We start from the raw sequence: 17606 nt of genomic DNA on the forward strand, positions 1-17606 counted from the left end.
TGCTGCAATATGCAGCAGCAAGATTAGGGATAAGTTAGGATTAAATCAGGTATGCGTCTATCATCATTTACTTGCGGCCTCTCTGGCCGTTCAACTTGAGAAAATAAAATCTTGCAGCCTAAAAGAACATAAAGTAATGTTTTTGGTTCAATACCACGCGAAACTAATATAGATGCCTAGTTACTATGTAGAAGACCTTTTTGCACAGCATGGACAACGTTTAGGGCTTGAGCTTCTTGCCGGAAAGAAGGGGCTCCGCCGTAAAATCCGTGTTCCTGAAGTGCATCGCCCCGGACTTCCCCTTGCGGGGTATATGAAAAACCATGCTGAGAAGCGTGTCCTGATTTTTGGCAAGGTAGAAATAGAGTTCCTACGCCACCTACCTTCGAATCTTCGCGTTGAACGGCTGGATATATTGCTTTCTACTCCCACTCCCGCAGTCATCGTTACCCGCCGTTACCGCCCCCCCAAAGAGCTTGTCCATTTGTGCGAAAAACACGATGTCCCCCTTTTTCGCGCGGGAATGAGTACGATGAACTTATTAAGTAAGCTGACTCAATTGCTGACAGAAGAATTTTCACCCTCCACCACCTGCCACGGTTCCTTAGTCGAAGTCTTTGGCGTCGGTGTTATGATCCAAGGCGACTCTTCTGTCGGAAAAAGCGAAGCAGCTTTAGGTCTAGTGGAAAGAGGGCACCGTCTTATCTCCGATGATGTCGTCCGTATTAAAAAACGGGAAGGGATGCAGCTCGAAGGATTCGGAGCTGGCCTCACCCAATACCATATGGAGATTCGCGGCATCGGTATCATCAATGTCGCGCACTTGTACGGAGCTGTTTGTGTACGTGCAAGTAAAAATATTGATCTTGTCGTTAAGATGGAAGTCTGGGATGACAACCATTTCTATGACAGGGTTGGCCTGGAAGAACACTACTGTGATCTTCTTAATGTTAAAGTTCCGTTTCACGTCCTGCCTGTTAAACCGGGACGGGATGTGGTCTTGCTGCTCGAAACGATTGCCCTCAATCATCGATTGAAAGGCATGGGATATAATTCTGCCAGAGAATTCCGTAATAAGCTTATAGAGATGACAACCGGTCCACGGATTAAAACTCCTCCCATGAATCCTTACGGGGAAGTGGCTAATGTCAATTGAATATTCTTTCTTAATCATAGTTTTTTTACATATTACCATTCTAAAAATAAAGGGTTGCTATTTTGGAACTCGTCCGCAAAGTACGTGTCAAAAATACAATGGGCCTCCATACTCGGCCCGCCACAGCAATCGTAAAGTTGTTGCAGTCCTGCCAAAGCGATGTCTCCTTTACCTACAAGAAAGAGACGATCAATGCAAAAAGCATTTTGAGCATTTTGATGCTGGCAGCAAGGCGCAATACTACGATTACAATCACTGTGCGCGGCTCGGATGCGCCTGAAACGATGGAGAAGCTGGTTTCAGCTTTTGACAACAAATTTGGTGAATAAATGACCAAAACCGCTACGCGTCAAGGGGAACTTCGATTACAAGGAACTCCCGTGTGCCGCGGCGTTGCCATTGGCAAGCCTTTTTTCTATGCCTTTGATGATACCGCCACTCCCGAATTCTCTGTGAACGTCAGCGAAGTAGAAACTGAAATTGCCCGCTACCGAAGAGCACTAGAACGAAGCAGGCTTGACATTGAACGTCTGCGCCGTCAAATGGACCATGAGCAAGTAACCGAAGGTGCTGCAATATTGGAAGCCCATCTGCAAATCCTCGATGATCCGCTTTTAACAAGCGATATCGAATCCCTCATCGTCGAAATGGGAAAAAACGCTGAGGTGGCATTTCTTAGGGCTATGAATACATTTCAGCAGCGATTTGAGGCCATGCGCGATCCCTTTTTCAGGGAAAGGTTCAATGATATCCAGGACGTTGCCCGACGCATCATGGGACACTTGCGTCATTCTGTACGCATTTCTTTAGCAGAAGCCCCCGCAGGTGTGATCATCATCGCTAACGAACTTTCCGCATCTGAAGCAGCTGAAGCAGATCCCTCTAAAGTCCTAGCTTTTGTGACAGAGGCAGGAGGAATGACAACCCATGCCGCTATTATCGCAAAAGCAAAAGGCATCCCTTATATCGCCCGTTTACCGTTACGCGGGATACCCCTTTCAGAAAACTCCATCATTATCGTAGATGGTAGAACTGGAGAGGTGATCCTTGATCCTCACCCGGATACTTTAACCATTTATTCTTACATTCAAAAACAGCTCTCTTTGCATATCGAGAAACTACAACATACCGCTCAATGCCATGCCGAGACCTTCGATGGGTTGAGGATGAATCTTTGCGCTAATGTGGAAGCTGTGGAAGAAATCGATCTACTGCATCAATATGGGGCAAACGGAATAGGTCTTCTCCGCTCAGAAAATGCATTTATGTTTAAGGATACCTTTCCGAACGAAGAAGAGCAATTCACTCATTATCGAACTTTTGTAGAGCGGATGAAGGGCCTTCCAACAGTCATTCGCACGTTCGATATCGGGGGGGATAAAAGCTTTATCGGACGTATTGAAGGAAGTGATGAACCTTTCTTTGTCGGCTGCCGTGCCATCCAGTTTCTCCTTCAAGAACGAAACATTTTCAAAAGGCAGCTTCGTGCCATCCTACGCGCAGCAGCTGTCGGCAATGTCAGCATATTATTTCCGATGATCACATCTTTACCAGAACTGAGAGAAGCAAAAATATTATTGGAAGAAGCGAAGTCAGAACTGATCAATGAAGGTATTATTGAGAAAGTAGACATTCGCATTGGCTGTATGATCGAAGTTCCTTCGGCAGCTGTTATAGCAGATCTATTAGCTCGTGAATGTGATTTTCTATCTATCGGAACAAACGACTTAGTCCACTATAGCTTGGCGGTAGATAGAGGAAATCATGCGGCTTCTACACTCAGTTCTTTGTGTCACCCCAGTCTGCTGCGACTAATTAAAATGGTTGTTGTGGAAGCAAATCTTCAAGGCATTCCTGTGACTATATGTGGCGAAATTGCCTCCGACCCTCGTTTTACACCTCTATTATTAGGTTTAGGCGTACATGAACTTTCCGTGGCCTGCCGTTATTTACCCTTAGTCAAGAATGCTATTCGTTGTACCAGCGCGGTCTTTTCCGTAGAATTAGCGCGTCAAGCCCTAGCCTTATCTACCTCCGCTGAGGTGCAGGATCTCATTGCGGAAGCTTATCGCGATGCAGTCCCTGAGGACTGTTTTTACAATTTTTAGCGTAACGCCTTAACTGGCGCAGATTTGTAGTCCAATACAACTCAATAAATCTACTAATAATAAGTGATGAATTTAATTTAAACTATTAACTTGTAAAATTAGTAATAATATATTTGTGTAAAAAGTTGATTACTAATTATTATTAAAATAAGAACTAGTAATAATTAAAGGTCGATTTATGAGTGGCGACTATTCACATTTGCCTACACCCTCTCAACAAACATGGGGTCCTTCTAATGAAGAGGCTATCCAGCGGGAGGAGAACTCTCAAGATTACAGCCGCGTAGCTCTGCAATTTGATTTTAGTGCGCATGCTCCCACAGAATTACCCCGCACTTTGAAGCAAGTGAATGTGTCCCTGAATAAAGCGAGTAATCCTAGAGTTTCTTCAGCTGCGGCTGAGTTATCCCCTAAATTAGCTAATCAAAAGCAATTTCTTAATTCCGTAGCTAGAAACAATAAAGAGTGCGAGGATAATAGCTTAAAGTCATCTGCAGTTTTAATAGCCTTTGAAACAGAATGCCGCACCGATCCAAATGCTATTATTCAAGATCTAAAAGAATTTAATGAACGCAAGACAGCTCGGGATCCAAATTACGTTCCGTTAACTATAGATGACTTAAATACCCTTTCGAATTTTCCTCAAAAACTTGAAGGACAATTGTCGAGTTTCAATAGATTTAATACAGCCCGCAGTATGGATGAACAAATAGGGCATCTTCACTCGGTGTATTCAACCGGCTTTAGCCCATCTTCTCTCAAACCCAATTCAATGATTCGCGATAAGGCCGCTGAATTTCTAAAAGACAGGCCGGCAATAAAAAAAATGTGTGCTTTGCATAATTTTCCACCCCTTAAAGAATTATTTAATACTCCCCGCACGTTCTTCGAATCGCATCTTAATTCCATAAAATATCTTGAAGAAATTACAAATAATAAATTTACGAGAGCTAATTATAAAGATACATCTAATAGTTTGAAGACGATGCTCGAACAGGATAAACAGTCAATAGAGGAGAACAAATGGACGGAAGATGATTTTGAGACCGAGCTATCTTCTTTTTCTTTAGAAGAGACTGATCCATCCAATGAGGAGTTTGCAGAGCTCTTGGAAGATGTTTCTTTACTAACACCTGAGCAAGGAGCGGTAATTCATAAGGAAACATTAAATGTTTCTGATGCAGTGGCAACGATCAAAAAAGAGGGATTATCTAAATCCACTTGGAATAAGTTTTATAGTGGCGTAAAAAATCTTTTTACATCCTCTAAAGAATTCAAATTCGCTGTACCTGAGCAAACCAGAAACACTATTGCAGACGGTTACCTGGAGAATTTGAAGAACTTAGGCCATAAAAAAGTAGGAGAAGGTGGGGGATTTTTTGGTTTGTTAAGAATGAAGCTGCTTCATGGTTTAACAGAGTCTAAAAGGGAAGCATTTAAAAGCTCTGTGGAACAACAAGTACATTTTATTGTTAATACGCGCGGTGCATTAGATGAAGATGAATTTAAAATTGTAAGCGAAGCTCTTAGCAATAAAGATTACATACTTGGTAATAAATCTTTGTTTAATAAGATATTTAAATAGTTAAATTTGTTAACCTTGCATTATTTAATACTATGACTTTTAGTATTAATATTAGTGATATATAATAAAGTTATACTAATGCTTAAATGGTGTTAATATGTCTGAAACTAATATATCTCAATCTCAAAGCATCTACAACACGTCTAATATTACTTCATGGTCAACGGCAAAACCTTCTTCTTCATCACCCGGTGAAAAGGGTTCTTTCATTGGTAGAAACGCCACAGTTCAAAGTGGAACAACGCCTCCATCTGTGCAAGACGCATTGAAACATAATATACAAGATTCCAGTAATAATTCAGCCCCCTTAACAGAGAGGCATCATCTATCCGAAGGTTCTGCACGTCCGGAAACAGATGCTAAAGTCCCTAATGCTGCTGCGTGGACTGAGGCAAGAACTCACACAACGACACCTCACGCCAAAATTGCTATGGGAGCCCAACGGACAGAAAAGTTCCAACAAAAGCAAGCAAGCAATCAAGTGCAACTTCAAAGGGTTGTTAAAGAGACTGTAGCTAGCGAACAAAGTTACCGTAACGATTTGGATGATCTCCTAGGATATTTTGATGTGAGCCTCAATGACCCTCAATTTGATGCAGACTTAGCAAAATTTAATGCCGAATTGAAAAATATAGATCCTGAAGCCAAGCCTCTTACCCGTGAAGATATTTCAGGAGCAAAACAGAACTATCAAGAAGCGAGAGAAACTTCCCAAGCGATGCAGGCTCTTATGCCAAAAGAAAATATGAGCGACACCAGCTTTATTACCGGTAAAGAATTTATGCAGACTTTTTCCTCCATGGCTCAAACGGGGGCTGGCCAGGTTGTCTTGGGATACGAGACCAAGCATATTCATATCGGTTCATTTTTAAGATCTCAACCTTCAGTACAGTCGCATATCAAAGGTATAGAGGCAGAAAGACAAGCTGCTAATCAGACAGAAGCGACTGATGGAGGGCGAAAAGCTTTAACAAAAGAACCAACAGCGATAACACACCAACCTATCCAAAGGATGACTAAATATCAACTACTTGCGAGAGAGATGGCTAAAAATAGCCCAGAGAACAGTGCTATCATTAAAAGTCGTATTGGCGATATCGAAAGTGTCGTAGATCAGCTTAATGTTGTTAATTCGGTAAAGGATTTACAAAGTTCCGCTGAAGGAATTACAAAAGGTGGCGCTAAAGAAAATGTATGGACCAAATTTACTACAGCCCTCACCCAACTGGGTCAAAGTAAGTTGTATAAAGAAAATGCGGACTTTAAAAATAAAATTAATTCTCAAGTAAATATGGTTTATCGACATAATTTAGAGAATCTTTCTAAAGGCGGTTTTTTCCATAGGATAGCCTTAAAGTTAGAATTAGCTTTTGGTTCATTAACGAAACAAGAATTTAAAGATAATGTGGAATATCAAATTAATTTTATACAAAAATCAGGTATTACAGGTAACACTGATTCTGAACTATTTAGAAAGGCTAGAGAAGAAACCGAAAAATTGCTTTCTTGATAAATTTAATTAATTATTAAATTAATTATTTACTGTTTAATGATTTAGTTGTAACCTAATAATAGGAATTGTTATTAAAGAGGTTATTATGGGAGAGACTCAAAGAAGTTCAACCGAAAGCACCCAGCACCTTTGGGGTTCTAACATAAATTCCGAAACAACAGAATCCAAGCAGACCGAAGATCCGAGAATGAGTAGGATTTTAGATCAAGCTATAGATAATTTTTATCAGCTGGCTACTCCTCGTCCCACATCCGGAAAAGTCACTCAACAAACCTCCGACCCACAGACCGAAAGAATCGCTCATGTTGCTTCTCCATTGACACCACGGGGTAAAGCGATTGAAGAGTCTGTCAATGTTGCCGTACGCAATGAAGAATTTTTTGGAAAATCGATGGATGGGATGACAAAGATTCTTAACCTTTGTGCTAACGATGTGGAAAAAAATAAAGATGGAATGAAAAATAAACTGGCAGACTTCAATAAACGTCAAATAGCTAAAAACCCTAATTTCAAACCCTTTACAAGTCAAGAATTTAGAATGGTAGGAAGCAACTTTGCGGCTGCAGCAACCCTTTCTAAAGAATTAAGTAGTAAGCTGGAGAATGCCAAAACTCCACAAGATAAAGTACTAGTTTTACGCGATAGAGAAACGACAGCTTATAATGGCATATTGCATGGCGCTGAACTTTCGAAGGAACGTTCCAATGTGATGATGGAATTCTTAAATGAAAGAAAACGAGTAGGGGAGTTTGTTTCGAAAAACTCTTTACCGCCCGCTGGAACAATGTTAAGAGCTCCCAGAGCTCATTTAGAATCTCATGTTAAAACTCTTAACCATTTAAGTTCCGTTTCTGAAGGAAATGACGCTGCAATATTAAAGTTAGCAGCTAATGATATGAGCAAGGAACTGGGAGAATTGGATGATGCTAAGACTGAACGGGAAAGTAAGCTAAATCAGTATAACGACAAAATTAATACTCAAAAAGATAAGCTTGACTCTGCAAGATCTGAAGGAAAGACTATTGAGGATTTGTTAAGCAGACCCATCACCCTTCCCGATATACCTGAATTAGACGACACTGATGACAATACCCCTTTCGACTTTAAAACAATATTATCCTTTGAAGAAGGTACACCCACGGTAAACGATACACCCAAGCCAGATACAGGTAAATCTGTTGAAGCAGATCTTAAAAAGAGTGCGGTTGAGCTTGAAAGCAAGGGTATGGGCAAGAAAACCTGGGAAAGTTTCAAAGATAATCTGGATAAGTTGTACGAGAAAGGAAATATTAACAATCTGCCTAACGATGTGAAAAAGGACATTTCTAAGGGCTTTCTCGCAAATCTTAAAATCTTAGGCAAAAAAGAAAATAGTGGTTTCTTTGGCAGGCTTGGTTTGATTGCGATGCGTGCTACACACGGTATATTCAAGTCGGATAGAAAAAATTTCGAAGCTTCGGTTAATCACCAAGTTAATTTTATCAAAACGAATAATCCGTCATTATCAGCAGCAGAAATGAAGATCTTAAATGAAGCAGAGATTACGCGTGATAAGATCCTAGGAAGAAGATAACCTGTCTTATTTAAGCATATCCCTAGCTTGGGATTGAAGCGGCTTTACCGTTACAGTCCCAAGCTAGGGATATGCTTTTTTTTTACTTCGAAATCTCTATCCGCCAAGTCCTTTCAGCAAGCTTCCCAAGTCAGGCATGCCTGGAATATTCGGGAGTCCGGGAATACTGCCCAGATCTTTCGGAATATCTTTATCCAGTTTTTCCGTTGCATCATTGAAAGCAGCTTTAATCAAGTCTTCTAATCCCTCGATATCTTCAGGATCGACACACTGCGGGTTGATCTTTAAAGATTTAATCTTATGGCTGCCTGTAAGTATCACTTCTACCAAGCCGTTACCGGCTTGGCCGCGCACTTCTTTTGATACCATGTCTTTTTGCATTTCGCTGAACTGTTCTTGCAGCAGGCGGGCTTGTTTTTTCTTTTTTGAAAATCCTGATCCCATAATGAATCTTCCTAGGTTAAGGCGATGTCTGCCGGTTGATTTTTTTAATTTGTACTGTGCCTTCTAATTCGACGGCAGTGAATTGTAATAGCGTGTCATAACGGTGCTGAGGCATTTCGGGCGTTGTGTCTTGGCGGATAGGCACAACTTTGGTTTCCGGTTCGCGTAGGGGTGCAGCTTCTTGTGCTACAGGGGCGGGTGTAGGCATAGCAGGAGGCTGTGGTGGCGCTATGGGGGCTGGCGTCGGTAAAGGGGAGTGTTGTGTAAGCTGCTGTTGCTGCTGCTGCGGAGTGCCTAAGCGGGATTCTAGCTCTGCCAAACGACGGATGAGAGCATCGACCGGAACGCGGTGGTGTGAACGGAGAAATTTAAGTAGCAGCGCTTCTAGTGCAAAGCGTGGGGAAGGGGCGAACCGGATATCATTCTGGGCGGTAGTAAGTTCTTCCAGCAGCGACATGCACTGTTCTACGGAATAGAGTTTTGCCGTTTCATTGTAAGCTTCCCTTTCGGCATCAGGAAGCGAGATAGAGGCTGGTATAGCAGTGTTGAGCTTGATCAGCAAGATGGTGCGGACGTGTTCACAAAGCATTTCGATAAAATGGACGAAGTCTTTGCCTTCGTTAAATAGCTGCTCGGTGACGCGGAAGACGGCGGCGTAGTCGCCTGCTTTACCTGCGCGGTCCAAGGCAAAAAGTGTTTCGCGCGGCATAATACCCAGGATGTTTGTGACGGCATGGGTGGTGAGTGAACCTTGCTGGAAGGCAATGATTTGGTCGAGAAGCGATTCAGCATCGCGGAGGCCGCCTTCAGCCCTTTTGGCGATAAGGCGCAGAGCTTCCGAGTCTGCTTGGACGTTTAGGAGGGTGCAGATGTGCTGCAGCTTTCCAAGGATTGTGTCGAGGGGGATACGGTTGAGGTTGAAGCGCTGGCAGCGGCTGAGGATAGTAGGAAGGACTTTATGCGGTTCGGTCGTTGCAAAGAGGAATTTGACTTTTGGCGGCGGCTCTTCCAATGTTTTAAGCAGAGCGTTAAATGCTTCCTTCGTCAGCATATGCACTTCGTCGATAATATAGATCTTGTATTTTCCGGTGGCGGGAGCATAGCCGACGGTTTCGTTGATTTGGCGGACATCGTCGATGCCGCGGTGGGATGCGCCGTCGATCTCAAGCACGTCGATGCTGGTGCTGTTGGCGATTTCGCGGCAAGAGGGGCACTCATTGCAGGGCTCAAAGTCGGATGTAGGATGGGCGCAGTTCAATGCTTTAGCAAAAACGCGCGCAAGGGTGGTTTTTCCTGTACCGCGTGATCCGCAGAAGAGGTAGGCGGAGGCCAATCTTTCTTTGGAGATAGCGTTTTTAAGCGTGGTGACAATCGCTGTTTGTCCGAGGACTTCAGCAAAAGTCTGCGGTCTGAAGCGGCGTGCGATAACTTGATATTCAGGCATTGTTCTGCATTTCCCGGGGTGGCTCCCCAAATTTTACTATAAAAGGACAAAAGACGAAAAGGACAATCCCTGAATTACGAATACAAATAAGGAACTTGCGGCGACCGCCTTAAGTTAGAGCCTTCCAAGCATGCTTGACCATGACATCCAACGCGGGATATTTTGGTTCCCAGCTTAGCGCTGCGCGTGCTTTGGAGGCATCGGCCAGCAAGATTGGGGGATCTCCGGCACGTCTAGGTCCCCAAGTAATGTCTAGTGGAATCTTCGTCACCTTTTGGATGGAGTTTAAAACTTCCAAAACAGAGAAGCCATTGCCATTGCCCAGGTTATAAATCATGGAAGGGCTGCCATTGAGCAGTTTTTCCATCGCGAGCAGGTGTGCGTCAGCAAGGTCCATCACGTGAATGTAGTCGCGAATGCAGGTGCCGTCAGGAGTGTCGTAGTTGCTACCGAAGAGGGTTGCTTTGGGGGTGTTATTTCTTAAGTTTTTTAGTACAAGAGGGATAAGGTTATTTTCGGTCTGACGGATAATTTTAATTTGACCGTCCGGATCGCCCCCCGCAGCATTGAAATAGCGCAGGGCACAGAATGTGAATTTTTTAGAGGATTGTCCGCAGTCGATAAGGAGATCTTCCATCGTTTTCTTTGTTTCCCCGTAGGGATTGATGGGTTTGCAGGGATGGGATTCGTTGAGCGGAATGTATTCGGGGATACCATAAACAGCGGCAGATGATGAGAAAATCAAAGGGCAGGGGCGCGAAACAGTCAATTCTTCCAGCAGATGAATGGTATTTATGACATTTTCGCGATAATATTTTAGAGGGTTTGCTACAGATTCGCCCACATCCGTCAACGCAGCAAAATGCATAACTGCATCAAAATTGTGCTCATCCAAAATTTTTTTTATGGCTGAACGGTCGGCTAAATCGCCTTGAATAAAGGTACCTTTTATTACAGCGGAACGGTTGCCGCGACTCAGATTATCAAAGACTACCGTAGAGTAACCGGCCTCATTCAGCCTTTTATTTACATGGGATCCGATGAATCCCGCTCCGCCAATAATGAGTATTTCTCCCTTAGTCATCCGCATCCCCTTCGAGGTTCTAGTTGTCAGAATTAGTAGGTTCAGTAACAATACCGTCAATATAGACTATGCTTAGGTTGTCTGCCGAATGCAAGAACATACGACGAGTGAATTCCCTAGCGATAGGGGATGGAACATAACGAAAGAACAGGGTTACTTCGACCGCAGTACCGGTGTAAAGATTCTGATTGGAGTCATATTTGCCGTTGCTTTATTTCTGTTTGTCCATTTTCGGGAGGTGAGGGTCGAGGTGTTGGAACTCGATAGCATAGCCCCTGGATTTACTGTTTCCCAAGTAGATTTTGATTTCTTAGACCAGGATGCCACAGTTATCCTGAAAGAAGAAGCTGTGCGGGACATTGGCAAGATTTATCTGATCTCCGAAAAAGAGATCAATAGTCGCCGGTCAGAATTAGAGAATATCTTATTGCACGACCAGCAGTGGCGGACCCAGTTGCCCAAGGCGACATATGAAGATATGTACCAGGCTGCAGAGACAGTCGAAAAAATTTTGAAGCAGCTCCATCTGACAGATCCGCGCACGATACGTAAGATGAGAAGCGCGGGATTTAATGCGGACGATTTTCTTGTTTTCAGCCCATCCGATCCCAAAAAACCTGTCATTCTTCCCGGATCCGTGTGGGCTTATGTAAAAGAGCATAGCGCTACTCTATCTAACCTTCCCTCTGATACCCTCCTATTTGCCGTTGATTTTTTTAAATCCAAGGAATGGACCTTGGATGAGGACTTATCCACCTTTAAAAATCTGCGTGCGAATGCCCAAAGCAAGGTGAAAGATAAATATACCCATGTTGCTGCCGGTACTAAGATCATCAATCAAGGTGAGAAGGTAACAGCAAGACATAATGCAATGCTGCAAGCAATGAAGAAATCGATGAACGACAGCAGAAACCTCTGGCACCCTGCCACACTTTTTGCAAGCGCTCTTTTGACGTTCTTATTGCTTGGGGTTTCCGCAGCTTTTTTCCAGATGAATTATCCCCAAGTGATTGCTTCCAACACCAAATTATGCCTTGTTATCACTATCTTATTGATTACTCTGCTGATTTCCAAAGCGACGGAATTCCTGCTGCTTAACAGCAAGTCTAATTTGATCGAATTGATGCGCTATCCTATTTTGGTTCCTTTTGCAGCTATCATGCTGGCAAGCTTGATGAATGGCGGAATCGCAACCTATGCCGCAGGATTTCTGACAGTAGTCTTTTCTTTGGCTTTAGCCTTTGATAGACAAGGATTCATGCTGCTGAACTTAGCCGCAGCACTAGTGGCAATCATGTGTACTAGGTCGCTGCATCGCAGGAAAGAGATTTTTATTGTCTGCGGCAAGGCTTGGCTTGTATGTGTGCTAGTGCTGACCGCATTCTATTTCTACCAGCACACCTCTGTCGGTTTTACTCTTCTTACCGATATCGCAAGCTCCGGCTTGTGCATGTTGATTACCGGAGTGATGGTTGTAGGCTTATTGCCGCTATTGGAAAGCGGATTCCACATCATGACCGATGTGTCATTAATGGAATATATGGACCCCAACTCAGACCTTCTGCGTCGCTTAAGTTTGGAAGCCCCTGGAACATACCAACACTCTGTTCTCGTGGGGAACCTAGCTGAAGCGGCTGCTTTGGCCATCGGGGCTAATGGTCTTTTTTGCCGTGTTTCCACCCTATATCATGATATCGGTAAAATGACGACTCCGCTATACTTTACTGAGAATCAACAAGGCGGTTTTAATATCCATCAATTGCTCACCCCCAAAGAGTCTGCCCAGGTGATCATCGCACACGTCAGTGAAGGTGTGGCCATGGCGCGTAAAGCGGGACTTCCTGAACAATTTATTGATATCATCAAACAACATCATGGCACGCAATTGGTTTTCTACTTCTTCAATAAGGAAGTAGAAAAAAATGATGGCGATCCCTCTTTAGTCGATGAAAAAGAATTCCGTTATGGCGGGCCCAAGCCGAAAAGTAGGGAATCCGCCATTATTATGTTGGCCGATACCCTAGAAGCGGCTTCCCGCTCTTTAGATGTCGTCAACGCAGATACATTGACGGCCTTGGCAAACCGTTTAGTAAAAGAAAAAGCAGATGATGGGCAACTAGACGAATGTCTATTGACCTTTGAAGAGCTGTCTATTGTTAAGGAAACTTTAGTGAAAAACTTATTAGCCTCCGGGCACACCCGCGTGAAATATCCTACCCGCTTTGTTAAAGGGGCGGAAGATGCATGATCTGGTCTTTATCACAGGCGCTTCCTCCGGTATCGGAGCAGCTCTTGTCCGTTTGATCGCAGCACAGAAAATCGCTTTAATCTTGACAGGCCGTAATGAAACAGAACTTAGTCATCTGGCTGAGGAAGCTAAAAGCCTGGGCGCACCCTCAGTAGAATTCTTTGCTGCCGATCTGGCGACAAAAGAAGGCATTCATAGTGCCCAAGAGTCTATCCGTACGCATGCACCCGATCTGGTGATCAATAATGCAGGCTTTGGCCTCTATGGCGATGTGGCGCTGCTCGACCTTGAAAAACAGCAAGCGATCATTGACGTGAATGTTTCCGCTACCTTCGAACTTTCGGCCGTTGCCGTTAAAACACTTCTGGAGCGTGAGAAAGAAGGGGTTATCATGAACATCTCTTCGATGGCAGCATTCCCACCGTTTCCGGGATTTGCCGCATACTCAGCTTCAAAGCAGTTTGTCAATCATTTTTCCCTTTGCCTTGACTATGAAGTCAGAAGCAAAGACATCCGCGTTCTGGTGGCCTGTCCAGGAGTAGTCCACAGTAAGTTTAGGGAACGCGCCGGCGGTGCTCCCACAACCGCACAATCCCCCGGCGTGATGACCCCCGAATATGCTGCCCAACAAATTTGGTGGCAGATAAAAAAGAAAAAAAAATTACATATATTTAATTGGCGTTATCGTTTTTTAGTTTGGATGACAAGAATTCTGCCCAACGCAATCATAGCGGGCCTGCTGCATCAAGTCGTTCAAGCTCTTAATGGCCATACAGAGGATGAATGACAACTTTTATTGATTTTGGCCTAGATCCGTTGATCTTGCAGGCACTTGAAAAGATGAATTATAAGGAGCCCTCCGCAATACAAGCGCGGGCGATTCCGCTCATCTTAGAACAACGCGATGTGATAGCCCTAGCCCAGACAGGGTCAGGGAAAACGGCTGCCTGCGCTATACCTGTTTCCCATAATGTAAGGATCGATTTTCCTCATATCCAAGCACTTATCGTCGTCCCCACGCGTGAACTAGCTTTGCAATACGCGACGGAAACACAAAAAATTGGGCAGATCAAAGGGGTGAAAGCCTTTGCTCTATACGGCGGCGAGCAGATGGACCTACAGAAATCTAAATTGCGTGCAGGGGTACATGTCCTTATCGCGACGCCAGGCCGCCTTATCGACTTTATTTATAACCGCCTCATTGACCTTTCCCATGTTGAAACACTTATTCTGGATGAAGCGGATGAGATGTTAAGTATGGGCTTCCAAGATGACTTGGAATTCATTATCAACTGCCTAGTGCAAAAGCACCAAACATTGCTGTTTTCCGCGACAATGCCTGGCCAGATAAGGAAAATTGCCCATGCCCACATGAAAGATCCTTTGGAAGTGACGTTGACGAAAGAGGATGCCAGCCCCCAAACTCTGGAACACCGTTTTGTCTATTGCCACTCTCATGATAGGGATGCACAGCTTATGAAGCTGCTGAAAGACTTGCAGCCGCACCAATCATTGGTTTTTTGCCATTCCAGGATAGAATGCGAAAGTGTGTGCCGTCTTTTGCAACGGCATTTTGACAAAGTTGATTTCCTACACGCAGGACTGACCCAAGATATCCGCTCGATTGTCACAAATAAATTCAGAAACGGCAGGATCTCTTGCCTAGTAGCGACAGATGTTGCGGCACGCGGATTAGATTTCAGCAATATCAGCCACGTATTCATGCATCATCTTGCCTCCGATCCGGAAGTATACGTGCACCGCTCCGGCCGTGCAGGACGTAATGGTAAGCAAGGCATGGCGGTAGCCTTAGTGACGCCGCGCGATCTAGGTACCGTGGTGAAACTGCTTAAATTGGTGCAGCGTGATGTAGAGTGGATCGGTGATCCTCCTCCGGCATTTCCTCCGCAACCGGGCGCAAGCCGTGGCGGCAGTGGACGTGGTGGGCCTCCCCGTGGTGGAAGACGTCCGCCCTCTCGTCCTCCCAGAAATCCTGCGTAATGCAGACGATCGATTAGGGCTTTCGAGCCCCTCGCTTTACTCTTTACGGACCAGCGTTTCAAACTCCTTCAGCAGGCTTTCTACTTCTTGCTTGGGGACGTCTTTTAGCGAGACGTAAATCTTGATTTTCGGCTCTGTCCCGGAAGGACGGACGATAAGTTTTCCGTTATTTTCCAGTCTGAATATCAGCACATCGGATTTAGGTAATGTCAATATTTCCTCATTACCTGAAGCAAAAGTTTTCTTTTTCCCGGTCGTATAGTCTTCCAGTACAAGAACTTTATGGCCATGCAGAGTAGTAGGTGGATTAGATCTTAGCTTCCCCATGGCATTGATCATCTTCTCGCGTCCTTCTTTGGTCTCAGGGAAACCGATGGAAAGCATCTCATCTTCGTAGGGGCCGTATTTTTCATAGATATCATCGAGCATGTCAATAAGGGTTTTCTTTTGCCGCTTAGCATGCAAGGCTGCTTCAGCTATCAGGGCGCAGATAATGGCTGCATCTTTATCTCGCGCATGCGTTCCTAAAAGATAGCCATAGGAATCTTCACCGCCAAATATGAATTGGTAGCCTTGTTGTGGATCGCTTTCCCATTCGCGTATTTTTTGTGCGATATATTTAAATCCTGTGAGAACATCAAAACAGGCAACATTGTAGCTTTGGCAGATGGCTGTAAAGAGTTCAGTCGTTGGAAGTGTTTTGACGCAGGCTGCATTGGAAGGAATTCTTTTCTGCTCATGCAATGCTTCCAGCACATGATAGAGGCAAATACAAGCGATCTGATTTCCGGTCAACAGCTTTGCTTGGCCGCGATGATTGACAGCTAAGCCTACGCGGTCGGCATCGGGGTCTGTCGCTAAGAAAATATCGGCTTTTTGCTCTAACAACTTAGCCACACCTAGCTGCATTGCAGCAGGTTCTTCCGGATTGGGCGACTGCACTGTGGGGAACAATCCATTGGGTAGTGCCTGTTCTTTGACAAGTTCTACATGGGTAAATCCCCATCTTTTCAATGTTTCCGGAACAGTCGTGATACCTGTACCATGCAAAGGGCTGTAGATAATATTTAAGGAAGAGCCATGATTGCGGTTAGTTTCAGGATAAAGCTGCAAAGGAGTGATAGCCGCGAGGTACGCAATGTCTATATCGGCGCCCTCTTCAAGGATAAGCGGATGCTCAACAGAATCAGTTTTTTTTACTTGATCGGGACTTGTCACTTTTTGTACTTCAGCAATGATACCCTCATCATGCGGAGGCAGGACTTGCGCTCCATCGTTCCAATAGACTTTGTAGCCGTTATAGGAAGAGGGGTTATGTGATGCCGTAATCATGATAGCAGCAGTGCAATTGCGGTAACGGCAGCCAAAAGATACAAGGGGAGTAGGATGTAGGACCTTAAAAATATGTGCTTCAATCCCATTGGCTGCTAAAACTTTTGCTGCTTCTTGAGCAAACTCTGTGGAGTTGGTGCGGGAATCAAACCCTATCATGACGCGGTGAAGTTTCTGGCCGTGAGGGACAGGCTGCTTTAAAATATAGTTGGCCAAACCTTGGGTGGCAGCGCGAATAGTATAAACATTCATCCTATTCGTACCGATTCCCATTAGGCCGCGCATGCCGCCGGTACCGAAGCTTAAATAAGTATAAAAGGCATCGACCAATTTCTCCGGAGCGTTATTGAGCATGGCGTGGATAGTGTCTTTGATCTCATCATCATAATCGCCCTGCAGCCAAGATTGAATATTGTTTTCTGTCGTAGTATCAAACTTGAAGGCAGTCTTTAGGATCATAGTCAGTCACTCTTCTTTAGGATGTTTCTCTTCATACAGCTTTAATTGTTCTTCAATTTTTTCTCTAGGGATAAGAGGTGCCTTAGGGGAAATTCCTTCGCAATAGGAGGCTGCTGCATCCCATTCTTCCTGAGATTTTACCTGAGTGGGCCACCAGGGGAAAGTACGGCATTGCGTAGGGCGGAGCTGGTAGATCTCGCACTTTTTGCCATCGAGGAAAATACAATCGAAGGTTTTAGGATTCTCAAGAAGTGAGTATCTTTTACCTACGCGTCTTAGATATCCGCGGCGGAATTCCTTAATAGAAAGGTTTAAATGGGCTGCCATTGCCTTAATATCTTCTTCGGATACCCAGACAAATCCTGGCGCGCCGGTGCAGCACTGGCCGCAACCTGTGCATTCGAACCGTAGTCCGTCTTTATACCAAGGCTCTTCAGCTTTTGGCAATGAATTGATAACTGGTAAACTTGAATTATTCACGATCTTTTAATATTTGACGTATGCCTGCTACGACGAAAAGAACTAAAAATACAGCACAAATAACGCCGACGACAGCGGCTTCAAATTCAAGGCTGGCGGCGACAAAAGAAGCGGGGATAAACGATGTCATAAGCAGGCAGGGGGTTTATGATTTTAATACATGCTATCAAAGGTCTCTT

The 17606-nt window shown here is 44.3% G+C and carries 15 protein-coding genes; 9 read left to right on the forward strand and 6 right to left on the reverse strand.

Going from position 1 to position 17606, the window contains the following annotated elements; translation table 11 throughout:
* The first annotated feature begins 172 nt into the window (after positions 1-172).
* The 6 genes from hprK to WC222_02155 all read left to right on the forward strand — a co-directional run bounded on the left by hprK (position 173) and on the right by WC222_02155 (position 7935).
* Positions 173-1156 carry an HPr(Ser) kinase/phosphatase gene (gene hprK / locus WC222_02130; protein MFA6915170.1) on the forward strand — a complete coding sequence of 328 codons (984 nt, stop codon included), beginning with the start codon at positions 173-175 and terminating at the stop codon, positions 1154-1156.
* A gap of 62 nt (positions 1157-1218) precedes the next feature.
* Positions 1219-1485 (forward strand): HPr family phosphocarrier protein, encoded by a 267-nt coding sequence (locus tag WC222_02135; protein ID MFA6915171.1) that lies wholly within the window; start codon positions 1219-1221, stop codon positions 1483-1485.
* Positions 1486-3264 carry a phosphoenolpyruvate--protein phosphotransferase gene (gene ptsP, locus WC222_02140; protein ID MFA6915172.1) on the forward strand — a complete coding sequence of 593 codons (1779 nt, stop codon included), beginning with the start codon at positions 1486-1488 and terminating at the stop codon, positions 3262-3264.
* A 178-nt stretch (positions 3265-3442) separates the two neighbouring features.
* Complete coding sequence (locus WC222_02145; protein ID MFA6915173.1) at positions 3443-4849, forward strand: hypothetical protein; 1407 nt, start codon at positions 3443-3445, stop codon at positions 4847-4849.
* 97 nt (positions 4850-4946) lie between these two features.
* Positions 4947-6359 carry a RhoGEF domain-containing protein gene (locus WC222_02150; GenBank protein ID MFA6915174.1) on the forward strand — a complete coding sequence of 471 codons (1413 nt, stop codon included), beginning with the start codon at positions 4947-4949 and terminating at the stop codon, positions 6357-6359.
* Positions 6360-6447: 88 nt separating this feature from the next.
* The gene (locus tag WC222_02155) at positions 6448-7935 is read left to right on the forward strand and encodes a hypothetical protein (GenBank protein ID MFA6915175.1); all 1488 of its coding nucleotides are present in this window, start codon (positions 6448-6450) and stop codon (positions 7933-7935) included.
* Between the two features lie 96 nt (positions 7936-8031).
* Here WC222_02155 and WC222_02160 read toward each other — a convergent pair whose 3' ends face one another.
* From WC222_02160 to galE, 3 genes are all read right to left on the reverse strand, one after another.
* On the reverse strand, positions 8032-8379 hold the full coding sequence (locus WC222_02160; GenBank protein MFA6915176.1) for a YbaB/EbfC family nucleoid-associated protein: 348 nt from the start codon (positions 8377-8379) through the stop codon (positions 8032-8034).
* 16 nt (positions 8380-8395) lie between these two features.
* Positions 8396-9823: a DNA polymerase III subunit gamma/tau gene (gene dnaX / locus WC222_02165; GenBank protein ID MFA6915177.1), complete on the reverse strand. Its 1428-nt coding sequence runs from the start codon at positions 9821-9823 to the stop codon at positions 8396-8398.
* A 109-nt stretch (positions 9824-9932) separates the two neighbouring features.
* Positions 9933-10907 carry a UDP-glucose 4-epimerase GalE gene (galE, locus tag WC222_02170; protein MFA6915178.1) on the reverse strand — a complete coding sequence of 325 codons (975 nt, stop codon included), beginning with the start codon at positions 10905-10907 and terminating at the stop codon, positions 9933-9935.
* Positions 10908-10995: 88 nt separating this feature from the next.
* Here galE and WC222_02175 point away from each other — a divergent pair, with 88 nt between their 5' ends.
* Genes WC222_02175 through WC222_02185 form a run of 3 tightly spaced genes read left to right on the forward strand, consistent with a single transcriptional unit; the run spans position 10996 to position 15156 of the window.
* Positions 10996-13155, forward strand: a complete 2160-nt coding sequence (locus tag WC222_02175; protein ID MFA6915179.1) for an HDIG domain-containing metalloprotein — start codon at positions 10996-10998, stop codon at positions 13153-13155.
* The gene (locus tag WC222_02180; protein ID MFA6915180.1) at positions 13148-13942 is read left to right on the forward strand and encodes an SDR family NAD(P)-dependent oxidoreductase; all 795 of its coding nucleotides are present in this window, start codon (positions 13148-13150) and stop codon (positions 13940-13942) included. Before WC222_02175 ends, WC222_02180 begins: the two co-directional genes overlap by 8 nt.
* Positions 13939-15156 (forward strand): DEAD/DEAH box helicase, encoded by a 1218-nt coding sequence (locus WC222_02185; protein MFA6915181.1) that lies wholly within the window; start codon positions 13939-13941, stop codon positions 15154-15156. Before WC222_02180 ends, WC222_02185 begins: the two co-directional genes overlap by 4 nt.
* A gap of 36 nt (positions 15157-15192) precedes the next feature.
* On the opposite strand, the gene WC222_02190 is transcribed toward WC222_02185, so the two are convergent.
* The 3 genes from WC222_02190 to WC222_02200 are packed head-to-tail and all read right to left on the reverse strand — an operon-like array spanning position 15193 to position 17557.
* A complete protein-coding gene (locus tag WC222_02190) occupies positions 15193-16947 on the reverse strand; it encodes a phospho-sugar mutase (protein ID MFA6915182.1) in 1755 nt (584 codons plus the stop codon).
* Positions 16948-16953: 6 nt separating this feature from the next.
* Positions 16954-17427 (reverse strand): YkgJ family cysteine cluster protein, encoded by a 474-nt coding sequence (locus tag WC222_02195; GenBank protein ID MFA6915183.1) that lies wholly within the window; start codon positions 17425-17427, stop codon positions 16954-16956.
* The gene (locus tag WC222_02200; GenBank protein MFA6915184.1) at positions 17420-17557 is read right to left on the reverse strand and encodes a hypothetical protein; all 138 of its coding nucleotides are present in this window, start codon (positions 17555-17557) and stop codon (positions 17420-17422) included. The genes WC222_02195 and WC222_02200 overlap by 8 nt, the downstream gene beginning before the upstream one ends.
* Positions 17558-17606: the final 49 nt, after the last annotated feature.

Source organism: Parachlamydiales bacterium, assembly GCA_041671045.1.
Lineage (GTDB): Bacteria > Chlamydiota > Chlamydiia > Chlamydiales > JABDDJ01 > JABDDJ01.

Excerpts from the sequence above, each read along its gene's own strand:
- dnaX (MFA6915177.1), bottom strand. The coding sequence starts at position 9,823 with ATGCCTGAATATCAAGTTATCGCACGCCGCTTCAGACCGCAGACTTTT.
- WC222_02175 (MFA6915179.1), top strand. The coding sequence starts at position 10,996 with ATGCAAGAACATACGACGAGTGAATTCCCTAGCGATAGGGGATGGAAC.
- WC222_02200 (MFA6915184.1), bottom strand. The coding sequence starts at position 17,557 with ATGACATCGTTTATCCCCGCTTCTTTTGTCGCCGCCAGCCTTGAATTT.
- WC222_02150 (MFA6915174.1), top strand. The coding sequence starts at position 4,947 with ATGTCTGAAACTAATATATCTCAATCTCAAAGCATCTACAACACGTCT.
- WC222_02155 (MFA6915175.1), top strand. The coding sequence starts at position 6,448 with ATGGGAGAGACTCAAAGAAGTTCAACCGAAAGCACCCAGCACCTTTGG.
- galE (MFA6915178.1), bottom strand. The coding sequence starts at position 10,907 with ATGACTAAGGGAGAAATACTCATTATTGGCGGAGCGGGATTCATCGGA.
- WC222_02180 (MFA6915180.1), top strand. The coding sequence starts at position 13,148 with ATGCATGATCTGGTCTTTATCACAGGCGCTTCCTCCGGTATCGGAGCA.
- WC222_02145 (MFA6915173.1), top strand. The coding sequence starts at position 3,443 with ATGAGTGGCGACTATTCACATTTGCCTACACCCTCTCAACAAACATGG.
- WC222_02190 (MFA6915182.1), bottom strand. The coding sequence starts at position 16,947 with ATGATCCTAAAGACTGCCTTCAAGTTTGATACTACGACAGAAAACAAT.
- hprK (MFA6915170.1), top strand. The coding sequence starts at position 173 with ATGCCTAGTTACTATGTAGAAGACCTTTTTGCACAGCATGGACAACGT.
- ptsP (MFA6915172.1), top strand. The coding sequence starts at position 1,486 with ATGACCAAAACCGCTACGCGTCAAGGGGAACTTCGATTACAAGGAACT.
- WC222_02185 (MFA6915181.1), top strand. The coding sequence starts at position 13,939 with ATGACAACTTTTATTGATTTTGGCCTAGATCCGTTGATCTTGCAGGCA.
- WC222_02160 (MFA6915176.1), bottom strand. The coding sequence starts at position 8,379 with ATGGGATCAGGATTTTCAAAAAAGAAAAAACAAGCCCGCCTGCTGCAA.